Genomic DNA, 20,232 nt, shown 5'->3' with positions numbered 1-20,232 from the left:
TATTTTCTTCGTTATGGAATCGCTTACATATGTTTAATATGCTCGCTCACAATGCATTGAAAATAATCCAAATCCCTCAGACAACTTACTAGTTTGTTTCTTTCATATGCCTTAAGTTTACAAAATATAATTACAAAAATGAAAAGATAGGAGATAATTAAATGAAAAGAATATTTCTTGTATGTACAGTCTTTTTTCTAATGATTAGTGGAAATTTATCATATGGTCAAGCTCAGGGGAATACTTATACTGTTCAGTCTGGAGATAGTATGTGGAAAATTGCTGTAAAGTATGAAATTGGTTTGAGTGAAATCATATCTAGTAATCCTCAGATTAAAAATCCAGCATTGATTTACCCAGGACAAAAATTAAATATTCCTAATATTACAGATGTGAAGAACTTAGAAAATGAAGTCATAAGGCTTGTAAATGTGGAAAGATCTAAAAATGGATTACCTGCCCTTAAAGCTAATTGGCAACTGTCTAGGTGTGCTAGATACAAATCACAGGATATGATTAATAAAAACTATTTTAGTCATGAATCGCCAACCTATGGTTCTCCATTTAAAATGATGGAATCCTTTGGACTTAGATTCTCTTCTGCTGGAGAAAACATAGCAAAGGGCCAAAGAACACCAAAGGCAGTCATGAATGCTTGGATGAACTCACCAGGACATAGGAATAACATTTTAAGTAGAACTTATACGGAAATAGGAGTTGGTCTTGCTAAAGATAAAAATGGAGTGTCCTATTGGACGCAAATGTTCATGAAACCTACAAATTAGAATCTTATATGGGAATAATTATAAAGTTAAAGCCTAAATCTTTGAAAAAAAGATTTAGGCTTTAAGGCATATGAAAAAGAGAAAATAATATGGTAAAATTATACATGGTAATGAATATGCCTAAATAAAGTAGCATGTATAATGCTAAAAAATGAGACTAGGAAAAGGGGAGAATTGTATGTTTATAATTTCACTTACATACATTAAAGATTTAAAGATTGTAGAGGAACATCTAAAAGATCATGTTGAATATTTAAAAGAACAATATTCAAAGGGATATTTTATGGCTTCAGGTAGAAAAGTTCCAAGGACGGGAGGGGTAATATTATCTAATATTAAGGACAAAAAAGATCTTATGGAGGTGCTCAAAGAGGATCCCTTTTATAAAAATGAAGTTGCAAAATATGAGATTACTCAGTTCATACCTAGTATGACAAGTAAAAAATTAGATTTTTTAAGAGAAGAATTATAAAAACTAAAAATAATAGTAACTTTGTTTAGAAGTAAAAATTAAAATATTCTATAGGAATTTTGTATTATCACATACTCTTCTTCAGTTTAATGAAGGAGAGTATATTTTTATATAAAATATTTTCGTTACTATGTTGACAAATGAAAAAAATAAGAATATCATATTAGTAAATCAGCATATTCGCATACGCTCATATAGCTATGTGGTATGGCCATGCTCTAAAGAAAATAAGGGAGGGATTAAATTGTTAAAATGGATTAATGAAATATTCAAATTTTCGTGGCTTAGTAATTTAGTTGAAAAGTTTATTGAAAATATTTTTGGCATTTCTGTTACTACTCAGTTAGGCTCTAGTATACATTTTTTCATATACGACACAATTAAGATTATTATTTTACTTGGAATTATGATTTTTATAATTTCATATGTTAGAAGTTATTTTCCACCTGAAAAAACCAAGAAAACATTAAGTAGATTCAAAGGAATTAAAGGAAATATAATGGCATCAATATTGGGTATTGTGACCCCCTTTTGTTCCTGTTCATCTGTACCAATATTCATAGGTTTTGTTGAAGCTGGAGTTCCGCTAGGATTAACTTTTTCGTTTTTAATAACGTCACCTATCGTAAACGAAGCTGCATTTGCCATACTACTAGCTTCCTTCGGAGTAAAGGTAGCAGTAGTTTATGTTATAACAGGTGTAATTGTGGGAGTTGTAGGAGGTCTATTAATAGGAAGTCTTCATTTAGAAAAGGAAGTTGAAGAATATGTGTATGAAATACAAATGGGTGAGGTAGAAATAGAGGAATTAAGCAAAAAAGATAGGATTAGTTTTGCAATAGATAATGTGAAGGAAATTATAAAAAAAATATGGATATATTTAGTCATTGGTATTGGTATAGGAGCAGCCATTCACGGATGGGCACCAGCACCACTACTTGCTAAATATGCAGGGCCAGATAATCCATTTGCAGTATTTGTAGCAGTAGTACTTGGAATACCTCTATATTCAAATGCCCTAGGAACTATTCCTATTGCAGAGGCATTAATCAATAAGGGAGTAGGAATAGGAACAGCCTTATCTTTTATGATGGCAGTAACAGCCTTATCACTACCAGAGATGATTCTTTTAAGAAAGGTTATTAAACCGAAACTTATAAAAGCCTTTGTGATTATCACGGGTATAGGAATCATTATTGTTGGTTACTTATTTAATGGCATAGCCCATTTATTAATATAAATTTTTTATTAAAGAAGGAGTGTTTCATATGAATATTAAAATTTTAGGATCAGGATGCATTAATTGTAAGAACTTAGAGGCTAATGCAAGAAAAGCTGTTGAAGAATTAGGATTAGACAATGTAACTATTGAAAAAGTAGAAGATATACCAACGATCATGAAATATGGTGTGATGAAAACACCAGCACTAGTTATTGATGAAAAAGTAAAGGTAATGGGAAAGGTAGCTAAGACTGAAGAAATAAAAAAAATAGTAAATTGCTAATATTATTTACCGGGCAATATGGGAATTAAGAAAGACCCTAAATATAAATTTATATTTAGGGTCTTTCATATACCTTAAGATTTATTTTTATCCAAATATAATAAGGCAGCTTCACTTAGTATGGCAGATGCTTGAGGCAGTATATCTTCATCTATATTGAAGTATGGGTTATGTAGAGAATTTGTAATACCCTTTTCCCCATTACGAGTACCAACTACAAAAAATGCCCCAGGAACCTTTTGTTGGAAATAAGAAAAATCTTCTCCACCCATAGTAGGAACACTATTTATGTAAATATTATCTTCTCCTAATATAATTCCTCCAGCTTCCTTAACAATATCCACCATATAAGTATCATTGATAACAGGAGGATAATAAGGAATATACTTAAACTCATAGGTTCCCCCATTGGCCTTAGTAATACCCTTAATAAGTTTTTCCATAGAAGCTGGAATAAACTCCCTCATTTCCTCAGTAAGACTTCTAACGGTTCCGATCATTTCCACATTATCAGGAATTACATTGTGAGCAGATCCACCGTTAAATTGAGTAATAGATAAAACGGCAGGTTCTACTGGATTTATTTGACGACTTATTATAGTTTGTAAACTCATATATATCTGGCAACCTATAGATATGGGGTCTATTGTGTTATTAGGATGTGCACCGTGACCACCCTTACCATAAATTTTTATTTTAAACATATCTGGAGCTGCCATCATGGAATTGTATGTTAGTCCTATTTTTCCAGATTCCAAGTCAGGCCATACATGGGCTCCTAGGGCTGCGTCTACCTTAGGATTATCTAATACCCCTTCTTTAATCATTCTGTCTGCACCACCAGGACCTTCTTCTGCTGGCTGAAATAAAAATAAAATATCACCACTTATTTTTTCCTTCATTTGAGAAAGTATCATGGCAGCACCTAGCAACCAGGTAGTATGAGCATCGTGGCCACAGGCATGCATAAAACCTTTCCTAGTAGATTTATATTCCACATGATTTAATTCTTTCATTCTAAGACAATCCATATCAGCTCTAAGCAATATGGTTTTACCAGGTTTTTCACCCCTTAATAATCCTGTAACTCCTGTAACACCAATATTTCTCTTAACCTCTAGTCCTAATTCTTCTAATTTGTCTCCTACTAATTTAGCAGTTTTTACCTCTTCAAGTCCTGGTTCTGGATAGGCGTGGATCTGCCTTCTAATTTTAATTAGTTCTGATCTTATGTTATTAGATAGTTTTAAGATTAAATCCTTGTTCATAAAAGAATACCCCCTCTATACCATAAGTGTATTATATTTCTAAGACGAGTATTCAATTTTTTTGGAATAAGATTAGAAAGAAAATAATAATTATTATTAATGAAAGGGTGAGAACTATATGAAAAAAATCCTAGTAGTAATAATTTTTATTACTTTATTATGTAACACAAGTTATGGACAAGTGGGAAATGAGGATGAGTACTCTGAAGTAAGGGCATTAGTCATAAGGGCTAATGATCCTAAAGAAGAAAAGGGAGAGAAAATTCAGAGGGTACAATTAAAAATACTCCATGGAAAATATGAAAATAAAATTGTGAAAGTAAATCATGTGATAGGAGAAGAGACCACTTTAATAGGAAAAGTCAAAAAGGGTGATAGGGTTATTTTATCCATAGATAAAAGGGGTAAGGTAGTTAACACGTACATATCTAATTATGGTAGAAGGGAATATGTATATTATATAAGTGCAATTTTCACATTTTTATTACTTATAATAGGAAAGAAAAAGGGAATAAAATCTGCTATAAGTCTGGCACTTAGTATATGGGCCATATTTAAAGTATTGTTACCAGCCATGTTAAGGGGTTATAATCCCATATGTATTACTGTCATCATATGTAGTTTTATAACTATAATAACCATGTTTATGGTGGGGGGAATGAACTATAAAAGTATATCAGCAATTATTGGAACTATAGTAGGAATAATAATAGGTGGAGTAATAGCAATAATAATGGGAAATAAAGGCCATGTGACAGGTATGAGTAGTGAGTCTGCATCTATGCTCATGTTCATACCTCAAGATGTGGAATTTAATTTTAAATATATTTTATTTTCGGGCATAATAATGGGTGCACTAGGGGCTATCATGGATGTGGGAATGTCTATTGCCTCATCTATAGAAGAAGTATATAAGGCAAATAAAGAAACTAGCCATGGAAAATTATTTTTAGCAGGGATGAATGTGGGAAAGGATATTATGGGGACCATGAGTAATACTTTAATATTAGCTTATGTGGGAAGTAATATACCCCTGTTATTATTATTAATGGCCCATGGAAATAGGATTATAAATATATTAGATTTGGAATTGATAGTAGTAGAGATAATTAGGGCCTTATCGGGAAGTATAGGATTGATTATGACTATTCCTATAACAGCCTTTGTAGCAAGTTTCTTAATATGCAAGGAAAAGTAATTTAATAAAAAAACCCTTAACCATGTGGTTAAGGGTTTTTGTTTACTTAAAATAAGCAAAATATCCTAGTACTAATGCACCTAATACAATTCTATAATATCCAAAGACTTTGAAGCTCTTTCTCTTTATGTAATTCATAAATACTGATATAACTATTAAAGCTACTATAAATGATACTCCAAAACCAATTCCTAGTATCTTTAGTTCATCTGGAGTTAAATTAAATCCTACTTTTAATAAGGAATAACCAGAAGCTGCTACCATGGTAGGTATTGCTAAGAAGAATGAAAATTCAGCGGCGACTACTCTGGATGCACCTAAAAACATGGCACCTATAATAGTTGAAGCAGATCTAGAAGTTCCTGGTATCATTGCTAAACATTGTATTATACCTATTATAAATGCAGTTTTATAATCAAGCATATCTATAGAATTTATTGAACCTCTTTTATTATCTCTGTCAACTAATATTAGGATTATACCTCCAACTATAAGGGCTATTGCAACAGTTGTTGGATTAAATAACAATTCCTCTATGTAATCTGCAGCTAGTGCACCTATAATTAAAGCTGGAATTACACCTATTATGGTCTTTTGCCATAGGTTAATGATTCTTCTCCTTGCTAATATATTTTTTCTTCCAAAGGGACATAATTTATCCCAAAAGTATACAATTACAGATAAGATAGCTCCAAGTTGAATTACCACATCAAACATCTTAGTAAATTCGTCAGAGAAACTTATGAATTGGTTCACTATGATTAAGTGACCTGTAGAAGATACAGGTAAGAACTCTGTAAGTCCTTCAACTATACCTAATATTACGGAAATAAGAACATCGCTCATAAAATACAAATCCTTTCTTTTTCTGGGATACATTATAATTAGTCTAGATATATTATAAATGATAATTTGTAATATGACAAAGTTTTTCAGATGAATATATGAAAAATTTAACATTTGTAATTTGGAAAAATAGGAGTAGAAAATAATTAAATAATAAATAGTATATTAGGGAAAATAATAAATATACCAATTAAGACACATATAGTAAGGAGGATTTTAATATGGATAAAAGAAGAGTAAAGGATATTATGGATGCTGATGAAAATTTAGAAGTGCTTTATAGGGGAATTAGTGTATGGGTAGAAGATTTAAGCTCATCACAAGGGGAAGCTACTGTAAAAGTCTTAGATACGGATGAGTTAATTCAAGTGCCCACATCAGAACTAAGGGAAACAGGAAGAGAATTAAAATAAATTATTAACCAAGGCCATTGACCTCCCATATTATGTATTGAAAATAAAGGGATAAAAGATTCTAAGTATTATTTCATTTACATTGGGAGGTGGAAATGTGAAAAAATTATTATTAATAGGAGTTTTGTTTACAACAATAATTATCTCCTTTGTTGGAATGAGCCTTGGACAAGGAAACACTAAGGATATAGATATGAAAATCACACCACAAGTAGATATATTTCTTGGAAAAAAACTTTATATACCAAAGGAATATAAGAATGGATATACTACTATAGTTCATCCCATTATATATGAGGATAGGGTGTATTTGTCTATAAAAGATATAAGTCATATGCTAGGGTTGGGACTAGATTATGATTATAAGGGGAAAAAAATATTGTATTCTAATGAAAGTTGTATTATAGAGACTATAGAAATAAAAGAAGATAAAGAACCTTATATGGATTTAGATATGAAAGTATATTTAAATAAAGAAGAGGTAAATTCATGTGATAAGGGGAAAGATTATGGTCCTATAGTCTATAAGGGAAAAATATATATTCCAATAAGATATATATGTGAAAAGGCTGAGAAAAATGTTTTTTGGAATGGTGAAAAAAATAGAATTGTGATAGATAAATAAGGGATGATCATATAATCATCCCTTATTTACTTTATTAAAATGGTAATAAACTATGTTAAAATATAGTAAAATTACATTATGAAAGAAAAAAACTAGTATTATAGATTTATCAACTGACACTAAGTTTTATGTGAGCCTACTTCAGGCAATTATCATATAGGGAAAGCTTTGGGTAGAAAAATCTATAAAATATGACTTTATAAAAAAGGAGAAATTAAATATGATAAAGAAAGATTTTGAATTTCCAAATTATACTACAGAAATGTTACAAATATTAAAAGAAGGAAGGGTCCTGTTAGTTGGAAAGGATAAGAATGGCAAATCTAATCCTATGACCATTGCCTGGGGAAGTATTATGTATGCTTGGAATAGACCATTATTTGTAGCCATGGTCAGAAGTAGTAGATATACATATAAACATATGGAAGAAAATAATGACTTTACAGTGAATTTTTTATCTAAAGATTACAAAGATGCCCTAGGCTTTTGTGGAAGTAAATCAGGTAGAGACTTTGATAAGTGGAAAGAGACAGGGCTAACACCTGGAGATGGAAGATTTGTTAATGGTACTGTTATAGATGAGGCGTTCATAAATATGGAATGTCGTACTGTGTATAAGGATGAGATGGACTTAAGTACACTCGAAGAATCTATTAGGAATTTAAAATATGATAAGGATAAAAATGATCAAAATGTGGAACATACCTTTTATTTTGGAGAAATAATGGGAATGTATGGTCATATGGAATAGATGAGAGCCGACTTTTATAAGTTGGATTTTATAAATGAATACAATGGAAAAATATGTTAAAATATAAATTTGGCTCCCATGAAAACTATAAAGAAAGGTCTTTAATTAAAGATGAACTAATATAAGACATAAAAGAGAATCATAAAGATCTAATCGTAGAAACTATAAAATTGAAAAAAGGATTAGAACGGGTCAGTATGATTTTTATATAATTAGGGGGAGACGAATATGAATATAAAACTTATAGAATATGATAAAGAGTACTTAGAATATATAAAGAAATGGGAAGAGCAAAAGGAAATATATGAATACCTTACTAATTTGAGACCAAAATATTTAAGGAAAAATTTTTCTGAAATAAGGGAAGCTACTAGATTTTATATGATTCAATATGAAGATGTAATAATAGGTGCTACCTGGCTTGAAGGTATAACTAAAGAGGATGCTAAACTTACCATATATATAGGTGAAAAGGAATATCGGAAAAGGGGTATAGGAACTATAGTGGTAGATACCCTAGTAAATATAGCCTTTGATGAGATAAATCTTAAGAAGGTTCATCTATATGTGAGGGCCAATAATTCTAATGCTATAAATTGTTATAAAAAATTAGGATTTAAAATTAAAAGGCAATTTGAAAGACAAAAATTTAAAAATGGATCAACTCAAGGTTCCTATGAAATGGTTAAGTATAAGAAATAAGGTATATGAAAAAAATAAACTAGTCAGATCCCTGAGGAATTTAAATAACCAGTGAAATGACTAATTTATTTTTTGAATATGCCTAAGCTAGTCTCTTATAGATTAGCTTATTCACTCATTAAAGTATGTATTGTAGGATCATTAAATACTTTATTTGCCACATGTAAAAATTCTTCCTTTGTTATCTCATCTAATATTTTTAATTCTTCTTCAAAGGATTCAATTGATTGATCCATTATTCTTTGGCTTAACAGAAAGTGAGATAATCCACCACAATCTTCAACTAAAGATAATAGGGATGTTTTTACTAATTTTTTCATATGGTTTATGGTCTTCTCATCAAATACTATGGTACCATTTTTTATGTCATTAATAGATTCTTCTATTACCTTTTGTGCATCTTCTATGTCCGAATCAGAAGCTGTAGTATAGATACACAAAGTCTTAATGGAATTAGTGGAATCTACCTCAGAATATACATCATAGGAAAAACCCTTATCCTCCCTAAGACATTTGAACAATATGGAATTTGCACTTTCTCCCAATTTATAATTTAAAGTCTCTAAAACTAGTTCTTCTCTACGGGTAAGTCCGTGGAATGTATATAGGAATATAAGTGTATTTTGAGATATATTATCCTTATAAGACATCTTTTGTATAGGTTTATTTTTTTCTGTAAAGAGGGGAGCCTTTATGGAATTGCCTTTTTTCCATAATCCAAAATATTTTTCTACCATAGCCTTTGCTTCTTCATGAGAATAAGGTGATACTATACTTACTACACAGTTATTTGGAACATAGTATTTATTATAAAACCTTATAATATCTTCTCTAGAAAATCCATTAACATTTCTCTTTGTTCCTAAAACATCATAGCGAAGGGGATGGTCTTTAAATGCTATGGAGTTAATCTTTCTAAAACTATATTCTTCCACATCATCTAAGGAAGATTTGATTTCTGATACTATTACCTTTTTTTCCTTTTCCAATTCGTCACTAGGGAAGGTAGAATGTATAATCATATCGGATAGTAATTCCATAGAATTTTCAAATTCATCTTGAAGGGCTGTTATTCCTAAAACAGTAGATGAATAATTAGTATAAGCATCATAAGAACCTGCCCTTTCCTCTAAATCATCATTAATATTATGATTAGTTCTTGTATAAGTCCCCTTAAATAGCATGTGTTCTATGAGATGACTAAGGCCCTTTTCTTCTAGAGTTTCATATAGGGCTCCTACTTTTAAGCCTATTTGTATAGATGCAAAATTAGTATTTTTCTTTACTGTTATTAAATTAAGTCCATTAGGTAAAACTTGTTCTTTATAATCAAAATATGATTTCATACATTAACTCCTGTCCGTATAGGATTATATAGTAATACTATTGTATTGTAGCATAAAAATATATATGAAGAAATAATTATTAAAAATATATTATATGAAGAAAATAATCATATTAGGGTATATAGATTTATCAACACTAGGCTTTCTTTATACAGTAACTTGCCTATAAGGGAAAATATATTGAAAATCTTTGGAACCCTGGAACGTCACAACATCCTATGTTACTCCAACATGACTCATGAACCTATCTACGAAGATTCATACTTTCGCTTGTGACAAGGACTTGGGTGGAAAAGATTTTCAATAGTTTCCTGAAATAGGCCCGCATAAAGCTAGTTTATAAATACGAAATCTATATATAATTATAAAACATTTATGATGGAGGAATAATTTTATGAATAAGGAATATAAAAAACCCAGTGCTGAAGAAATAAGAAAAAAATTAAATCCTATCCAATATGCAGTTACTCAAGATGATAATACGGAAAGGCCCTTTCAAAATGAGTTTTGGGACCATAAAAAAGAGGGCATGTATGTAGATATAGTATGAGGGGAACCCTTGTTTTCTTCAAATGACAAGTTTGATTCAGGCTGTGGATGGCCTAGTTTTACTAAGCCAATAGATAGGAAATATATAAAGGAAAAGTCAGATTTTAGTCATAATATGAATAGAATAGAAGTTAGAAGTAAAAATGGAGATTCCCACTTAGGACATGTGTTTAACGATGGACCCCTAGATAAAGGTGGAATGAGGTATTGTATAAATAGTGCATCCCTTAGATTTATTCCAAAGGATAAAATGAAAGAGGAAGGATATGAAGAGTATTTGATCTTATTTGAAAAAAGTTCCAAATAGAAGAGTGTTATAAGTTTATAAATTTTAGTTTGTAAAAGAAAGGATAATATATTAAAATACAATCTATATACAATAAAATTTGGAGGAAATATTATGTATAAACTTATAGCATTAGATATGGATGGAACCTTATTGAACTCTAATAAGGAAATTTCTAAAGAAAATCATGAAGCTATTAAGAAAGCTAGAGAAAAGGGAGTAAAGGTGGTCTTAGCTACAGGAAGACCTGTAGAGGGAATAAAAAAATATTTAGAAGAATTAGATATGGTAAGTGATGAAGAATATGTGGCTGCTTATAATGGTGCAGTAATACAAAATTGTAAGAGTGGAGATATAATAAGTAAGATTCCTTTAAACTTAGATGCTTATAAGGAATTATATGAACTTAGTAAAGAACTAAATGTAAATATACATGCCCTTACTGATGAAGGGGTTACAACACCTAAATATAATGAATATACGGAAATAGAAGTTACTATAAATAAAATACCTATAAAGGTAGAGGAAGTAAGTGACATAGATGAAAATGAAACCATAATAAAGGTCATGTTTATAGATGATCCTAAAAAATTAGATGATATAACAGATAAAATTCCTGAACATATAAAGGAAAAATATACGGTAGTTAGGACATACTCCATATTCTTGGAATTCTTAGATAAAAGGGTTGATAAGGCCTTTGGCGTTAAGACTATTGCCCAAAATTTGAATATAAAGGAAGAAGAGATAATATGTGTAGGAGATGCGGGCAATGATTTAGGTATGGTGAAATATGCAGGTTTAGGCGTTGCCATGGGTAATGCTTTTGATGAAGTAAAAGAAATTGCAGATTATGTGACCTTATCTAATGATAATCATGGTGTCGCTCATGTTATAGAAAAATTCATATGCCTAAATAAGGGTGATTAGAAAGAATAGCTTAAGGTTAGATATCCTTAAGCTATTCTTTTATGTGTCTAAATACGGCATTTTTTTATTAAAGACGGATTTTTATAGGGGAGCGTTTGGGACAAAATATGAACTGAGTGCATAATTTATAGTAAAAGAACCTTTAAGGTGGGAGATAGTATGATAATAAGATATATATTAATTTTTTTCCCATTTATAATAATAGTATTATCCATGTATTTTATGTACTTTACAGACCTGTGGAAAAAAACTATTATGAGAATATATTATTTTTTCAATCTAATATGGATTATCATATTTTTAATGAATTTGTATAAGCCCATTTGCAGAGCTAATTTTCTAATAAAGTACCATACCTTGGATAGGGAAATATTTAATATGGGTGCAGTGGCCATAATTTTAATCATAGTTATTAAATTTATGGAGATAACATTCTTTTCCACAATAAATATCAAAAAATTCTCATTTAAGGGGATGGAAATGACTGTAGATGATATGAAGGAATTTAGGGATATAAGTAGGATGGGAAAGGATAATTATAAAATTTCAGCTAATGTGGTAAAGGCTCAAAATCGTATAATATGTGAAATGGAAAACTATATTGAGAGTCAAGAGTTTTATCCTCCCATATTGTATGAAAATCTAGTGGCTAAATATGAAAATATTAGAAAAGATGTGAAGATAAGATGTTTTGATGATAATGTGGAAGGCTTAAAAAAGATGGCTGAAAATAACAAATTGGAAATAGAAAAGCTAACCCATATAATGTGTACGCTTAAAGAATATGGAGTATGTATATGCAAAGAAAAATGTGGAAAAAGAATATATGCTCTTATAGATACTAAATTTACACCAGATGATATGATTGTAGTAATAGCTGGAAAAAATACTATAAATGGAGAACACCTAATAGTTAGGAACATAGTAAGTATATTAGATTTACATTTACGTATTGAAGTTGAAAGAATAGAATAAAAATTTAACTTTCAATATAAAAGAATCATATTATATATTAAGAAGGGGTGGTTATTAATGGCTTCTACTAAAAATAAAATTTTAAGAAAAATGAAAAAGATAATGGAAAATAAGTCTAAAAACAAAACTCCCCGTTCTCAGACCTATGAGGAGTACAATTTTGAAGTGAGTGGTAGTGAAGAATATGAAGCCAAACTAAAAGAATTGAAAAAGAAATTTTTAGACAAAGTTTAAATTGAAAAAGAGTGACAAGGGTCACTCTTTAAGTTTATTCCAATGTAAAAATTCCATCTTCATCCCTATTTATGGTAAGTATGTTACTTATAGTACTTTCATTATGAAGTCTGTCTAAGGCCGTAATTACATAAGTATAATCTTTATTTTCAGCTTCCTTATCCATGAAAAATTGAAAGTTAGAATTAGGATCTTTTCTCACAGTGCCTATTAAGTTCTTTGGATTTTGTATATCTAAATTAGTTAAAGAATCTCCTTGGACCCTATATAGGGCATAATAGGAAACGTCATCATAATCCTTAGATTCCCAATAGATGCATACGCCTAAATTTTCCCTAGAAATGTATAGGGAATTAGGAGCAGATGGTGGAATGTTATCTATCCATGGCATAGTAGGAATTAGGGCAGGATATTTGTATACATGTTTTTTATATGTGTCACTAATACCCTTTGGATTCTTTATAAGTTGCTTTGCACTAAAGAACATGCTTCCTTGTACCTGGGGAAATTGTAAGTTATATAATGATTGGTTTGCCATTTCCTCTGAGTTTTGCCACTTATTTACCTTGTAAGCAGCTTGTCCTATGTATAAGTGTACATTTTTGTTATTAACTTCATTAGACCACCAATTTACTAAGGTTTCATATGGAGCAGGAGTAAAGCCAAAATTCCAATATATTTGAGGTGCTATGTAATCTATTGTATGAGTATTTATCCAATACCTTGTATCGGCATATAAACTATCATAACTAGTGTGTCCACCATTAGTATTTGAACCAGTTGGATCTACAGATGCATTTCTCCAAATACCAAAGGGGCTAATTCCAAATTTAACCCAATTTTTTTCTGATTTTATACCATCATAAATTTCTCTTACAAAGGTATTAACATTATTACGTCTCCAGGTATCTTTGTTTAAATATACTCCTTCACCATAGGCCTTATAGGATTTCTCATCTGGAAAATCTTGCCCAGCTATTTTGTAAGGATAAAAGTAGTCATCAAATTGAACGGCGTCAATATCATAATTTTTAACTACTTCTAAAACACCATTTACTATGAATTGACGAGCCTCTGGATTACCAGGATCGTAGTATAATTTATTTCCATAAGAAATTACCCAATCAGGATTTTTCCTTGCTGGATGATCTAGTGAAAGTGAATCTAAATTATTCTTTGTACTTATTCTATAGGGATTAAACCAAGCGTGAAACTCCATATTATTTTTATGAGCTTCTTCAACCATAAATTTAAGTGGATCATAGCCTGGGTCCACTCCTTGAGTTCCTGTTAAAAATTCAGACCAGGGAACATACTCTGATGGATAAAAGGAATCAGAAGTGGGTCTGATTTGTACTATTATGGCATTAATACCCATATTCTTTAAGTTTTTGATCATTTGAACAAATTCTTTTTTTTGCACATCAACACTAAGACGTTTTTGAGACGGCCAGTCTATATTATAGACAGTAGCTATCCAAGCAGAACGAAGTTCACGTTTTGGATATACATCTGGTATATTTTCCAGTCCATAGGATATGGTGGAACTCACCCCTAAAGAAAAGGATAATATAGCAGATAAAAGTAATTTTTTCATAATATTTTTTTTCATCAGAATCTCCTCTTTTTCGACAGTTATACTACTATTATAAATTAGGCATAATAATAAGTATATAGTTCATTTATATCTTTTAAAAAGTGGAAGCTACAAAAAACGGCTTTGTATTGATTGTCTAGAGGAAAAACTACATGATTGATGGATGGGAAGAGAAAGGAAGTGACGGTGTGGATAATAAAAATTTCAATACTCCTATGGAAATTGCTGAACATACAGTGGGAGTAGGTGTAAAGAAGGTTAACAAATCATGGATTAAGCAACTGATGGTAGGCCTAGTGGCAGGGGCATTCATAGCCTTTGCGGCAGAGGGGTCTAACATGGCAGCCTTTAACTTATTTGGAAATCCTAATGCCTATGGTTTAGGTAAGGCTTTAGCTGGAGCCGTATTTGCCACAGGTCTTATGATGGTAGTAATAGCAGGGGGAGACTTATTTACAGGGAATAATTTAATAATATTAAGTGTTCTTGAGAAAAAAACTACTGTAAGTCAAATGTTGAGAAACTGGTTTTTTGTTTACATAGGAAACTTTATAGGATCTGTATTAATAGCATATATGATTGTAGAGTCAGGTCAATTACATAGTGGAGCTAATGGGTTAGCTGCTGTTACTATAAAGATTGCATCATATAAGGTGTCCTTATCATTTATACAGGCATTTTACTTAGGTATTATGTGTAACTGGATAGTTTGTCTAGCCGTTTGGATGGCTTATGGAGCTAAAGATATAGCAGGTAAGATACTGGCTGTATTCTTTCCCATATGGTTATTTGTAACTTCTGGATTTGAACATAGTGTGGCAAATATGTATTATGTACCTGTTGGCATTTTGGCAAAGGCCAAGGTCGAATATGCTCAGGCTTCCCATTTATCAGCTGAAAAACTAGGAAACTTAAATTGGGGCACTTTTATAACTAATAACCTGATTCCTGTAACATTGGGAAATATAGTTGGGGGAGTACTATTTGTAGGTGGAATCTATTGGTTCTTATATTTAAAAAAGGATAAATAAATATGCCTAAATATAAAAGTGACTAAGAAAACCTTAGTCACTTTTATATTTATCTATTTCCGCACAATATTTAAAAAATTAACTTATTTAAATTAAGGGAGAGATTTATCTGTATTATGATTTAAAATTAGAATAGTATTTTACCTGAACTAATATATTTATCTATGGGGGTATAAGAATTAAAATTAGTTCTGGTAACCAAGTGAGGGCTATTCTACTAGCTATTATATTTCCTACATGTTTATCCGAACTATTAGGAATTTTAAAGATTTTGAATATTAATAATTACAATATCACTATATTTATCCTTTGTATATATGACATATATAGCCATTGCCTTCCATCAATTGGCCATATATGTCATTTTTATTAAAAAGGAAGTTCTTTATGGTAGGTGCAGTAATGGCCTAATATCCTTATGATTATAATTTTTATCTCCACATAAACACGGTCTGGAGTCATGAGATTATTATGAAAGAATCCTAATTAAGGACCACTGACATATATCTCACTATATTTTATGAAAAGGTGTACAAGAGTGTGCCTAAATAAAGGACAAATTATTAAAAAAGATAGGCATAGAATAAATTATATTCAAATATTAACGGCAAAAAAAGTATTTTATAAAAGCTAAAAAGCCTTTTTAAATGGGATTATGACTGGTTTGAGAAAAGGTTTTCCTATAATCCATAAAAAACCAGCTACAGGAAAATTAAGGATAAAATATTGAAGTTATAAAGTATTCAATCATATAATTCTATATAAAGACAGTAAAAAATAGCAAAGGAGAGGTTTGTAAATGAACATGTTAAGCAAAAGTAGAATAATCATGATGATTGTAGTACTAGTTCTATTAAGTGGAACTGCAACATTTGCAGCACCAAAGGAAAAAATCGTAATAGCTCACAGGGGAGCTAGTGGATATTTACCAGAGCATACTTTACCAGCTAAGGCTATGGCTTATGCTATGGGAGTAGATTACATAGAACAAGATGTAGTTATGACTAAGGATGATAAGTTAGTAGTATTACATGATCACTATCTTGATAGGGTAACAAATGTGGCAAAAGTATATCCTAATAGAAAAAGAGCAGATGGAAGATATTATGCTATAGATTTTACATTAGAGGAAATAAAAAATCTAAAGGCTACAGAAGGATTTAATATTAAAGATGGAAAAGAAGTTCAAAACTATGATGGACGTTTCCCTATATGGAAATCTTCCTTTAAAGTACATACTCTTGAAGATGAAATTGAGATGATTCAAGGACTTAATAAAAGTACTGGAAAAAATGTAGGGATTTATGTGGAGATAAAGGCTCCTTGGTTCCATAGACATGAAGGCAAAGACATAAGTAAAGCTACTTTAAGTATATTGAAGGAATATGGATATGTTGGCAAAGAAGACAAAGCTTATGTTCAATGTTTTGATCCTAATGAAACAAAGAGAATTAGACATGAACTTTATCCAGAATTGAATATGAATTTAAAATTAGTTCAATTAATGGCTGAAACTAGCTGGAATGAAACTATGGAATATAAAAATGGAAAAGCTACTCCTTATAACTACGACTGGATGTTTAAAAAGGATGGAATGAAAAAAATCTCAGAATATGCAGATGGAGTAGGACCTTGGAAACCTATGATAGTTAAGAATGAATCTACAAAAGATAAGTTAATAGTAACTGATTTAGTAAAAGACGCTCATAAATTAGGAATGGAAGTACATCCATATACTTTTAGATTAGATAAAGGAAGAATCCCATCTTATGCAACAAGTTATGAAGATATGTTAGATATATTCTATAACAAAGTGGGAGTAGATGGTGTATTTACTGATTTCCCTGATAGAGCAGTGGAATTTTTAAAAGAATCAAAGAATAAATAGGATTATAAATAAGAAATCCCTTTAAAGAAGTTGAAACTTCTTTAAAGGGATTTTTTCATATGGGATAAAAAAATAGAGTGGATAAACCACTCTACATATTAATAAGTATAGGTACTAATATAGGAACACAAGATGATATTATTACACCTGTTATAAAGGCGATTATGGAAGTTTTTGAGTTAGTAGAATTAGATATTATAGGTAAAGATGTATCCATAGCCGTTGCCCCTGCTGGTCCTATAGCTTCCAAATCTCCCATATATTTAGCTACTATAGGAATTAGAATAAGGGCCATTATTTCCCTTACCACATTAGAGATAAATGCTAATGCACTTAATTCTGATGAATAATCCACTAACAATATGGATGATAGGGTATACCATCCAAATCCAGCACCTATGGCACTAGATTCATTTACAGGAAGTCCTAAGAAAAAACCTCCAATACAACTTCCAACTAAAGTACCTAACATAACCATAATAGGTACTAATAATATTTTAAATCCCATATTTTTAATTTTATTAAATGCACTTTTATTTCTGCCTATATCTATTCCCACAAATAACAATAATAGACATAATCCCATGTCTACTATGGTAGATGTATAAGGTAGTATGGATTGGTCAAAAAAGAAATAGCCACTACCAATTCCTATTACTACGGAAAGAATTATTTTAAAAGTCATTCATTAGGCCCCCCTTTTCATGTTCGTACCCTCATGTTTAGGGTCTTTTTCTATAAATTTCTTAACGGACTTTACTGCAAGTACACTAAACAAAATAGAAAAGGCAGAAAGAACCACGGCTTGGTAGCCTAATTTGAAAAAGGAACCTAATACGTTTTTATCAATACCTATTCGTATTCCCATAATAAAAAGTAAGAATAAAAGACAAATGTTTTGAAATAATTCCAATTTACTTAAAACTTTTTCTTTAGTTAACCCCTTAGAACCAAAGAATGCCCCAATGATTAAAATAGCCAAATACAACAATAATCTATTCATGAATTTACCTCCTATGATAGCATTTGACCTTATCTCCAAATTTAAATTATCATATATTTACAGAATTTACAAGGGAAAGAAAGGGGAATGTTTTTTCAAAATTATAATCTATTTAATAATAAAACTGTTATGGAAGTATTAGGAGTAATGAGAGATTTAAGTAAGTTAGGTATAATGTCCATAAGAGTAATCCATGAAATTGAAAATGTGAACAGATATAAAGAAATAGATAGATTGCAAAATGTGACAAAATAAGACTTTGGGGTATTATATAATAGTTTACAGTTATAGATTTCGTACTTATAAAGCAACTTTATGTGCGCCTATTTCAGGAAAATATATTGAAAATCTTTTCCACCCAAGTCCTTGTAACAAGCGAAAGTGTGAATCTTCGTAGATAGGTTCACGAGTCATGTTTGCGTAGCATAGGATGTTGTGACGTTCCTCAATTCCAAAAATTTTCAATATATTTTCCCTTATAGGCAAGTTACTGTATAAAAAAATCTTAGTGTTACGAAATCTATAATCATAGGGTTGGAGAAATATTATTTTAATATGAGAAGGGGGTGGATATATGCAGATAAAAACATGGGAATCGCAAAATAGTTTTTTAGCTACTATTATGATGGGAATATTCATGTTAATAGAATTAATGTTAATAGATATATTTGGTGATGGAAAACTTCCAACTGTATGGATTTTTATATTTACAATTAATTTCACTTTATCAAAGAAGCATATGAAAAATGATATGGTCATTTTTTCAGAAATTATGATATGTAATTATATACTCTTCAAATGTGGGTTATATATACCTAATTATGCAGTGTTTTTTACAGTATTTACTATAGTTATAATTAGAAGGATTAATGGAGAAAATATAAAGTCAAAATTTCAAAAGAAAATTATTGTAATTATAATGTTGATTGGATTTTTTATTATAGATAATAATATGTATTCAAACAACTTTATAAAAGATAAGAAATTATATAGGGAGATAAAAAATCACAATGTGGAAGAAATATATAACTTATCCATATCAGACAGATGGATTGTGAGATGCTTAGATGGTATAGAGCATTTGAAAAATTTACATAAATTGTATATTGTAAATGGAAGTGTTATAAAGAGTTTTAAACCTATTAATGAATTAAAGAAGTTAGAATATTTATCTATAGAACATGTGAATTTGAATAAGTTAGAAGAAATAGAAAATATAAATAGTTTAAAAGAATTAGAAATTGTGTCGAGCAAGGGTGACAAATTAAATTGTCTAAAAAGTTTTCCAAACTTAAAAAAGTTGAGTATTTGGAGAGGGAAATTTGTTGATTTAGATGTGGATAATAAGCTTGAAAACTTAGTTCAATTAAACCTTTCAATGGCTAAATTAGAGAGCTTTAATGGAGTTGAGAAATTTGAAAACTTAAATGAGATTAATTTGAACAGAATCATATTAGAAGATTCTAGTCCCATATTTAAATTAAGAAAACTAAAAAAAATCACCTTAGATAAATGTAAGGTATCTGATATGAATTATTTGAAAAATGAAGCTAAAAAGAGAAATATAACATTAGTTATAGATAACATTTCCAGCTTTCAGTGATAGTTAATCTTGACTCTTGAATATAGAAGGGTTGATTTACGGTTTACAGGATCCTTATATCTCATATTTCGTACAACATATATATCCAAACTAGTATGCAGTCATACAATTGAATAATATTCTTATAATGGATTATTATTCCAGTGATTGGCTGCATACTTATCCTGTTAAATTTATACCATATTTTTCAACTACTATCTTTTATCAAAGTTCTCTGGCAAATAG

General features: G+C 30.2%; 22 protein-coding genes and 1 pseudogene. 17 read left to right on the top strand and 6 right to left on the bottom strand.

Annotation, left to right across the window (positions count from 1 at the left end):
* Window positions 1-161 precede the first annotated feature (161 nt).
* The 4 genes from safA (at window position 162) to N4A57_RS16495 (ending at window position 2,762) form a co-directional block, all read left to right on the top strand.
* Entirely contained in the window at window positions 162-785 is a 624-nt protein-coding gene (gene safA / locus N4A57_RS16510; RefSeq protein ID WP_330671542.1) for a SafA/ExsA family spore coat assembly protein, read from the top strand.
* A gap of 178 nt (window positions 786-963) precedes the next feature.
* A complete protein-coding gene (locus tag N4A57_RS16505; RefSeq protein ID WP_293659154.1) occupies window positions 964-1,257 on the top strand; it encodes a YciI family protein in 294 nt (97 codons plus the stop codon).
* A gap of 244 nt (window positions 1,258-1,501) precedes the next feature.
* Window positions 1,502-2,497 (top strand): permease, encoded by a 996-nt coding sequence (locus tag N4A57_RS16500; RefSeq protein ID WP_330671541.1) that lies wholly within the window; start codon window positions 1,502-1,504, stop codon window positions 2,495-2,497.
* Between the two features lie 28 nt (window positions 2,498-2,525).
* Window positions 2,526-2,762 carry a thioredoxin family protein gene (locus N4A57_RS16495; RefSeq protein ID WP_293659153.1) on the top strand — a complete coding sequence of 79 codons (237 nt, stop codon included), beginning with the start codon at window positions 2,526-2,528 and terminating at the stop codon, window positions 2,760-2,762.
* Window positions 2,763-2,836: 74 nt separating this feature from the next.
* On the opposite strand, the gene N4A57_RS16490 is transcribed toward N4A57_RS16495, so the two are convergent.
* On the bottom strand, window positions 2,837-4,030 hold the full coding sequence (locus N4A57_RS16490) for a M20 metallopeptidase family protein (protein ID WP_293659152.1): 1,194 nt from the start codon (window positions 4,028-4,030) through the stop codon (window positions 2,837-2,839).
* Between the two features lie 118 nt (window positions 4,031-4,148).
* Between N4A57_RS16490 and N4A57_RS16485 the strand changes: the two genes are divergently transcribed.
* Entirely contained in the window at window positions 4,149-5,228 is a 1,080-nt protein-coding gene (locus N4A57_RS16485; RefSeq protein WP_293659151.1) for a YibE/F family protein, read from the top strand.
* A 42-nt stretch (window positions 5,229-5,270) separates the two neighbouring features.
* Here N4A57_RS16485 and N4A57_RS16480 read toward each other — a convergent pair whose 3' ends face one another.
* A complete protein-coding gene (locus N4A57_RS16480; protein ID WP_293659150.1) occupies window positions 5,271-6,074 on the bottom strand; it encodes an undecaprenyl-diphosphate phosphatase in 804 nt (267 codons plus the stop codon).
* 221 nt (window positions 6,075-6,295) lie between these two features.
* Between N4A57_RS16480 and N4A57_RS16475 the strand changes: the two genes are divergently transcribed.
* From N4A57_RS16475 to N4A57_RS16460, 4 genes are all read left to right on the top strand, one after another.
* Window positions 6,296-6,487, top strand: a complete 192-nt coding sequence (locus N4A57_RS16475; protein WP_293659149.1) for a small, acid-soluble spore protein, H family — start codon at window positions 6,296-6,298, stop codon at window positions 6,485-6,487.
* 97 nt (window positions 6,488-6,584) lie between these two features.
* Entirely contained in the window at window positions 6,585-7,112 is a 528-nt protein-coding gene (locus tag N4A57_RS16470) for a stalk domain-containing protein (protein WP_293659147.1), read from the top strand.
* Between the two features lie 220 nt (window positions 7,113-7,332).
* Window positions 7,333-7,863, top strand: a complete 531-nt coding sequence (locus N4A57_RS16465) for a flavin reductase family protein (RefSeq protein WP_293659146.1) — start codon at window positions 7,333-7,335, stop codon at window positions 7,861-7,863.
* A 228-nt stretch (window positions 7,864-8,091) separates the two neighbouring features.
* Window positions 8,092-8,565 (top strand): GNAT family N-acetyltransferase, encoded by a 474-nt coding sequence (locus tag N4A57_RS16460; RefSeq protein WP_293659145.1) that lies wholly within the window; start codon window positions 8,092-8,094, stop codon window positions 8,563-8,565.
* 107 nt (window positions 8,566-8,672) lie between these two features.
* Here the strand turns inward: N4A57_RS16460 and N4A57_RS16455 are convergent, their stop codons facing one another.
* Window positions 8,673-9,911 carry a M16 family metallopeptidase gene (locus N4A57_RS16455; RefSeq protein ID WP_293659144.1) on the bottom strand — a complete coding sequence of 413 codons (1,239 nt, stop codon included), beginning with the start codon at window positions 9,909-9,911 and terminating at the stop codon, window positions 8,673-8,675.
* A gap of 400 nt (window positions 9,912-10,311) precedes the next feature.
* Between N4A57_RS16455 and msrB the strand changes: the two are divergent.
* From msrB to N4A57_RS16435, 4 genes and pseudogenes are all read left to right on the top strand, one after another.
* A pseudogene (gene msrB / locus N4A57_RS16450) lies at window positions 10,312-10,767 on the top strand (peptide-methionine (R)-S-oxide reductase MsrB); the annotation flags it as partial.
* A 93-nt stretch (window positions 10,768-10,860) separates the two neighbouring features.
* A complete protein-coding gene (yidA, locus tag N4A57_RS16445; protein WP_293659143.1) occupies window positions 10,861-11,676 on the top strand; it encodes a sugar-phosphatase in 816 nt (271 codons plus the stop codon).
* A gap of 159 nt (window positions 11,677-11,835) precedes the next feature.
* A complete protein-coding gene (locus N4A57_RS16440; RefSeq protein WP_293659142.1) occupies window positions 11,836-12,651 on the top strand; it encodes a hypothetical protein in 816 nt (271 codons plus the stop codon).
* A gap of 57 nt (window positions 12,652-12,708) precedes the next feature.
* On the top strand, window positions 12,709-12,885 hold the full coding sequence (locus tag N4A57_RS16435) for a hypothetical protein (RefSeq protein ID WP_293659141.1): 177 nt from the start codon (window positions 12,709-12,711) through the stop codon (window positions 12,883-12,885).
* 34 nt (window positions 12,886-12,919) lie between these two features.
* Here N4A57_RS16435 and N4A57_RS16430 read toward each other — a convergent pair whose 3' ends face one another.
* A complete protein-coding gene (locus N4A57_RS16430; RefSeq protein WP_293659140.1) occupies window positions 12,920-14,497 on the bottom strand; it encodes a glycoside hydrolase family 10 protein in 1,578 nt (525 codons plus the stop codon).
* Window positions 14,498-14,634: 137 nt separating this feature from the next.
* Here N4A57_RS16430 and N4A57_RS16425 point away from each other — a divergent pair, with 137 nt between their 5' ends.
* A complete protein-coding gene (locus N4A57_RS16425) occupies window positions 14,635-15,513 on the top strand; it encodes a formate/nitrite transporter family protein (RefSeq protein WP_330671540.1) in 879 nt (292 codons plus the stop codon).
* A 799-nt stretch (window positions 15,514-16,312) separates the two neighbouring features.
* Window positions 16,313-17,401, top strand: coding sequence for a glycerophosphodiester phosphodiesterase (gene glpQ / locus N4A57_RS16420; RefSeq protein ID WP_293659138.1), 1,089 nt, complete (start codon window positions 16,313-16,315; stop codon window positions 17,399-17,401).
* Between the two features lie 91 nt (window positions 17,402-17,492).
* Here the strand turns inward: glpQ and N4A57_RS16415 are convergent, their stop codons facing one another.
* Together N4A57_RS16415 and N4A57_RS16410 are read right to left on the bottom strand one after the other, a co-directional pair.
* Window positions 17,493-18,086: a lysine exporter LysO family protein gene (locus N4A57_RS16415; RefSeq protein ID WP_293659137.1), complete on the bottom strand. Its 594-nt coding sequence runs from the start codon at window positions 18,084-18,086 to the stop codon at window positions 17,493-17,495.
* Window positions 18,087-18,089: 3 nt separating this feature from the next.
* Window positions 18,090-18,404, bottom strand: a complete 315-nt coding sequence (locus N4A57_RS16410; RefSeq protein ID WP_293659136.1) for a LysO family transporter — start codon at window positions 18,402-18,404, stop codon at window positions 18,090-18,092.
* Window positions 18,405-18,491: 87 nt separating this feature from the next.
* Between N4A57_RS16410 and N4A57_RS16405 the strand changes: the two genes are divergently transcribed.
* Window positions 18,492-18,659 carry a hypothetical protein gene (locus tag N4A57_RS16405; RefSeq protein ID WP_293659135.1) on the top strand — a complete coding sequence of 56 codons (168 nt, stop codon included), beginning with the start codon at window positions 18,492-18,494 and terminating at the stop codon, window positions 18,657-18,659.
* A 319-nt stretch (window positions 18,660-18,978) separates the two neighbouring features.
* On the top strand, window positions 18,979-20,007 hold the full coding sequence (locus N4A57_RS16400; RefSeq protein WP_293659134.1) for a hypothetical protein: 1,029 nt from the start codon (window positions 18,979-18,981) through the stop codon (window positions 20,005-20,007).
* Window positions 20,008-20,232: the final 225 nt, after the last annotated feature.

The organism is Anaeromicrobium sp. (assembly GCF_025210435.1).
In the GTDB taxonomy this organism is placed as follows: Bacteria; Bacillota; Clostridia; order Peptostreptococcales; family Thermotaleaceae; genus Anaeromicrobium.
This window is presented reverse-complemented; position numbering and strand designations above follow the sequence as displayed.

Coding starts and splice junctions, on each gene's coding strand:
- N4A57_RS16475 (WP_293659149.1), top strand. CDS start 6,296: ATGGATAAAAGAAGAGTAAAGGATATTATGGATGCTGATGAAAATTTA.
- N4A57_RS16440 (WP_293659142.1), top strand. CDS start 11,836: ATGATAATAAGATATATATTAATTTTTTTCCCATTTATAATAATAGTA.
- N4A57_RS16400 (WP_293659134.1), top strand. CDS start 18,979: ATGCAGATAAAAACATGGGAATCGCAAAATAGTTTTTTAGCTACTATT.
- N4A57_RS16495 (WP_293659153.1), top strand. CDS start 2,526: ATGAATATTAAAATTTTAGGATCAGGATGCATTAATTGTAAGAACTTA.
- N4A57_RS16490 (WP_293659152.1), bottom strand. CDS start 4,030: ATGAACAAGGATTTAATCTTAAAACTATCTAATAACATAAGATCAGAA.
- N4A57_RS16460 (WP_293659145.1), top strand. CDS start 8,092: ATGAATATAAAACTTATAGAATATGATAAAGAGTACTTAGAATATATA.
- N4A57_RS16410 (WP_293659136.1), bottom strand. CDS start 18,404: ATGAATAGATTATTGTTGTATTTGGCTATTTTAATCATTGGGGCATTC.
- N4A57_RS16455 (WP_293659144.1), bottom strand. CDS start 9,911: ATGAAATCATATTTTGATTATAAAGAACAAGTTTTACCTAATGGACTT.
- N4A57_RS16435 (WP_293659141.1), top strand. CDS start 12,709: ATGGCTTCTACTAAAAATAAAATTTTAAGAAAAATGAAAAAGATAATG.
- glpQ (WP_293659138.1), top strand. CDS start 16,313: ATGAACATGTTAAGCAAAAGTAGAATAATCATGATGATTGTAGTACTA.
- N4A57_RS16425 (WP_330671540.1), top strand. CDS start 14,635: ATGATTGATGGATGGGAAGAGAAAGGAAGTGACGGTGTGGATAATAAA.
- N4A57_RS16415 (WP_293659137.1), bottom strand. CDS start 18,086: ATGACTTTTAAAATAATTCTTTCCGTAGTAATAGGAATTGGTAGTGGC.
- yidA (WP_293659143.1), top strand. CDS start 10,861: ATGTATAAACTTATAGCATTAGATATGGATGGAACCTTATTGAACTCT.
- N4A57_RS16480 (WP_293659150.1), bottom strand. CDS start 6,074: ATGAGCGATGTTCTTATTTCCGTAATATTAGGTATAGTTGAAGGACTT.
- N4A57_RS16430 (WP_293659140.1), bottom strand. CDS start 14,497: ATGAAAAAAAATATTATGAAAAAATTACTTTTATCTGCTATATTATCC.
- safA (WP_330671542.1), top strand. CDS start 162: ATGAAAAGAATATTTCTTGTATGTACAGTCTTTTTTCTAATGATTAGT.
- N4A57_RS16505 (WP_293659154.1), top strand. CDS start 964: ATGTTTATAATTTCACTTACATACATTAAAGATTTAAAGATTGTAGAG.
- N4A57_RS16485 (WP_293659151.1), top strand. CDS start 4,149: ATGAAAAAAATCCTAGTAGTAATAATTTTTATTACTTTATTATGTAAC.
- N4A57_RS16405 (WP_293659135.1), top strand. CDS start 18,492: ATGTTTTTTCAAAATTATAATCTATTTAATAATAAAACTGTTATGGAA.
- N4A57_RS16465 (WP_293659146.1), top strand. CDS start 7,333: ATGATAAAGAAAGATTTTGAATTTCCAAATTATACTACAGAAATGTTA.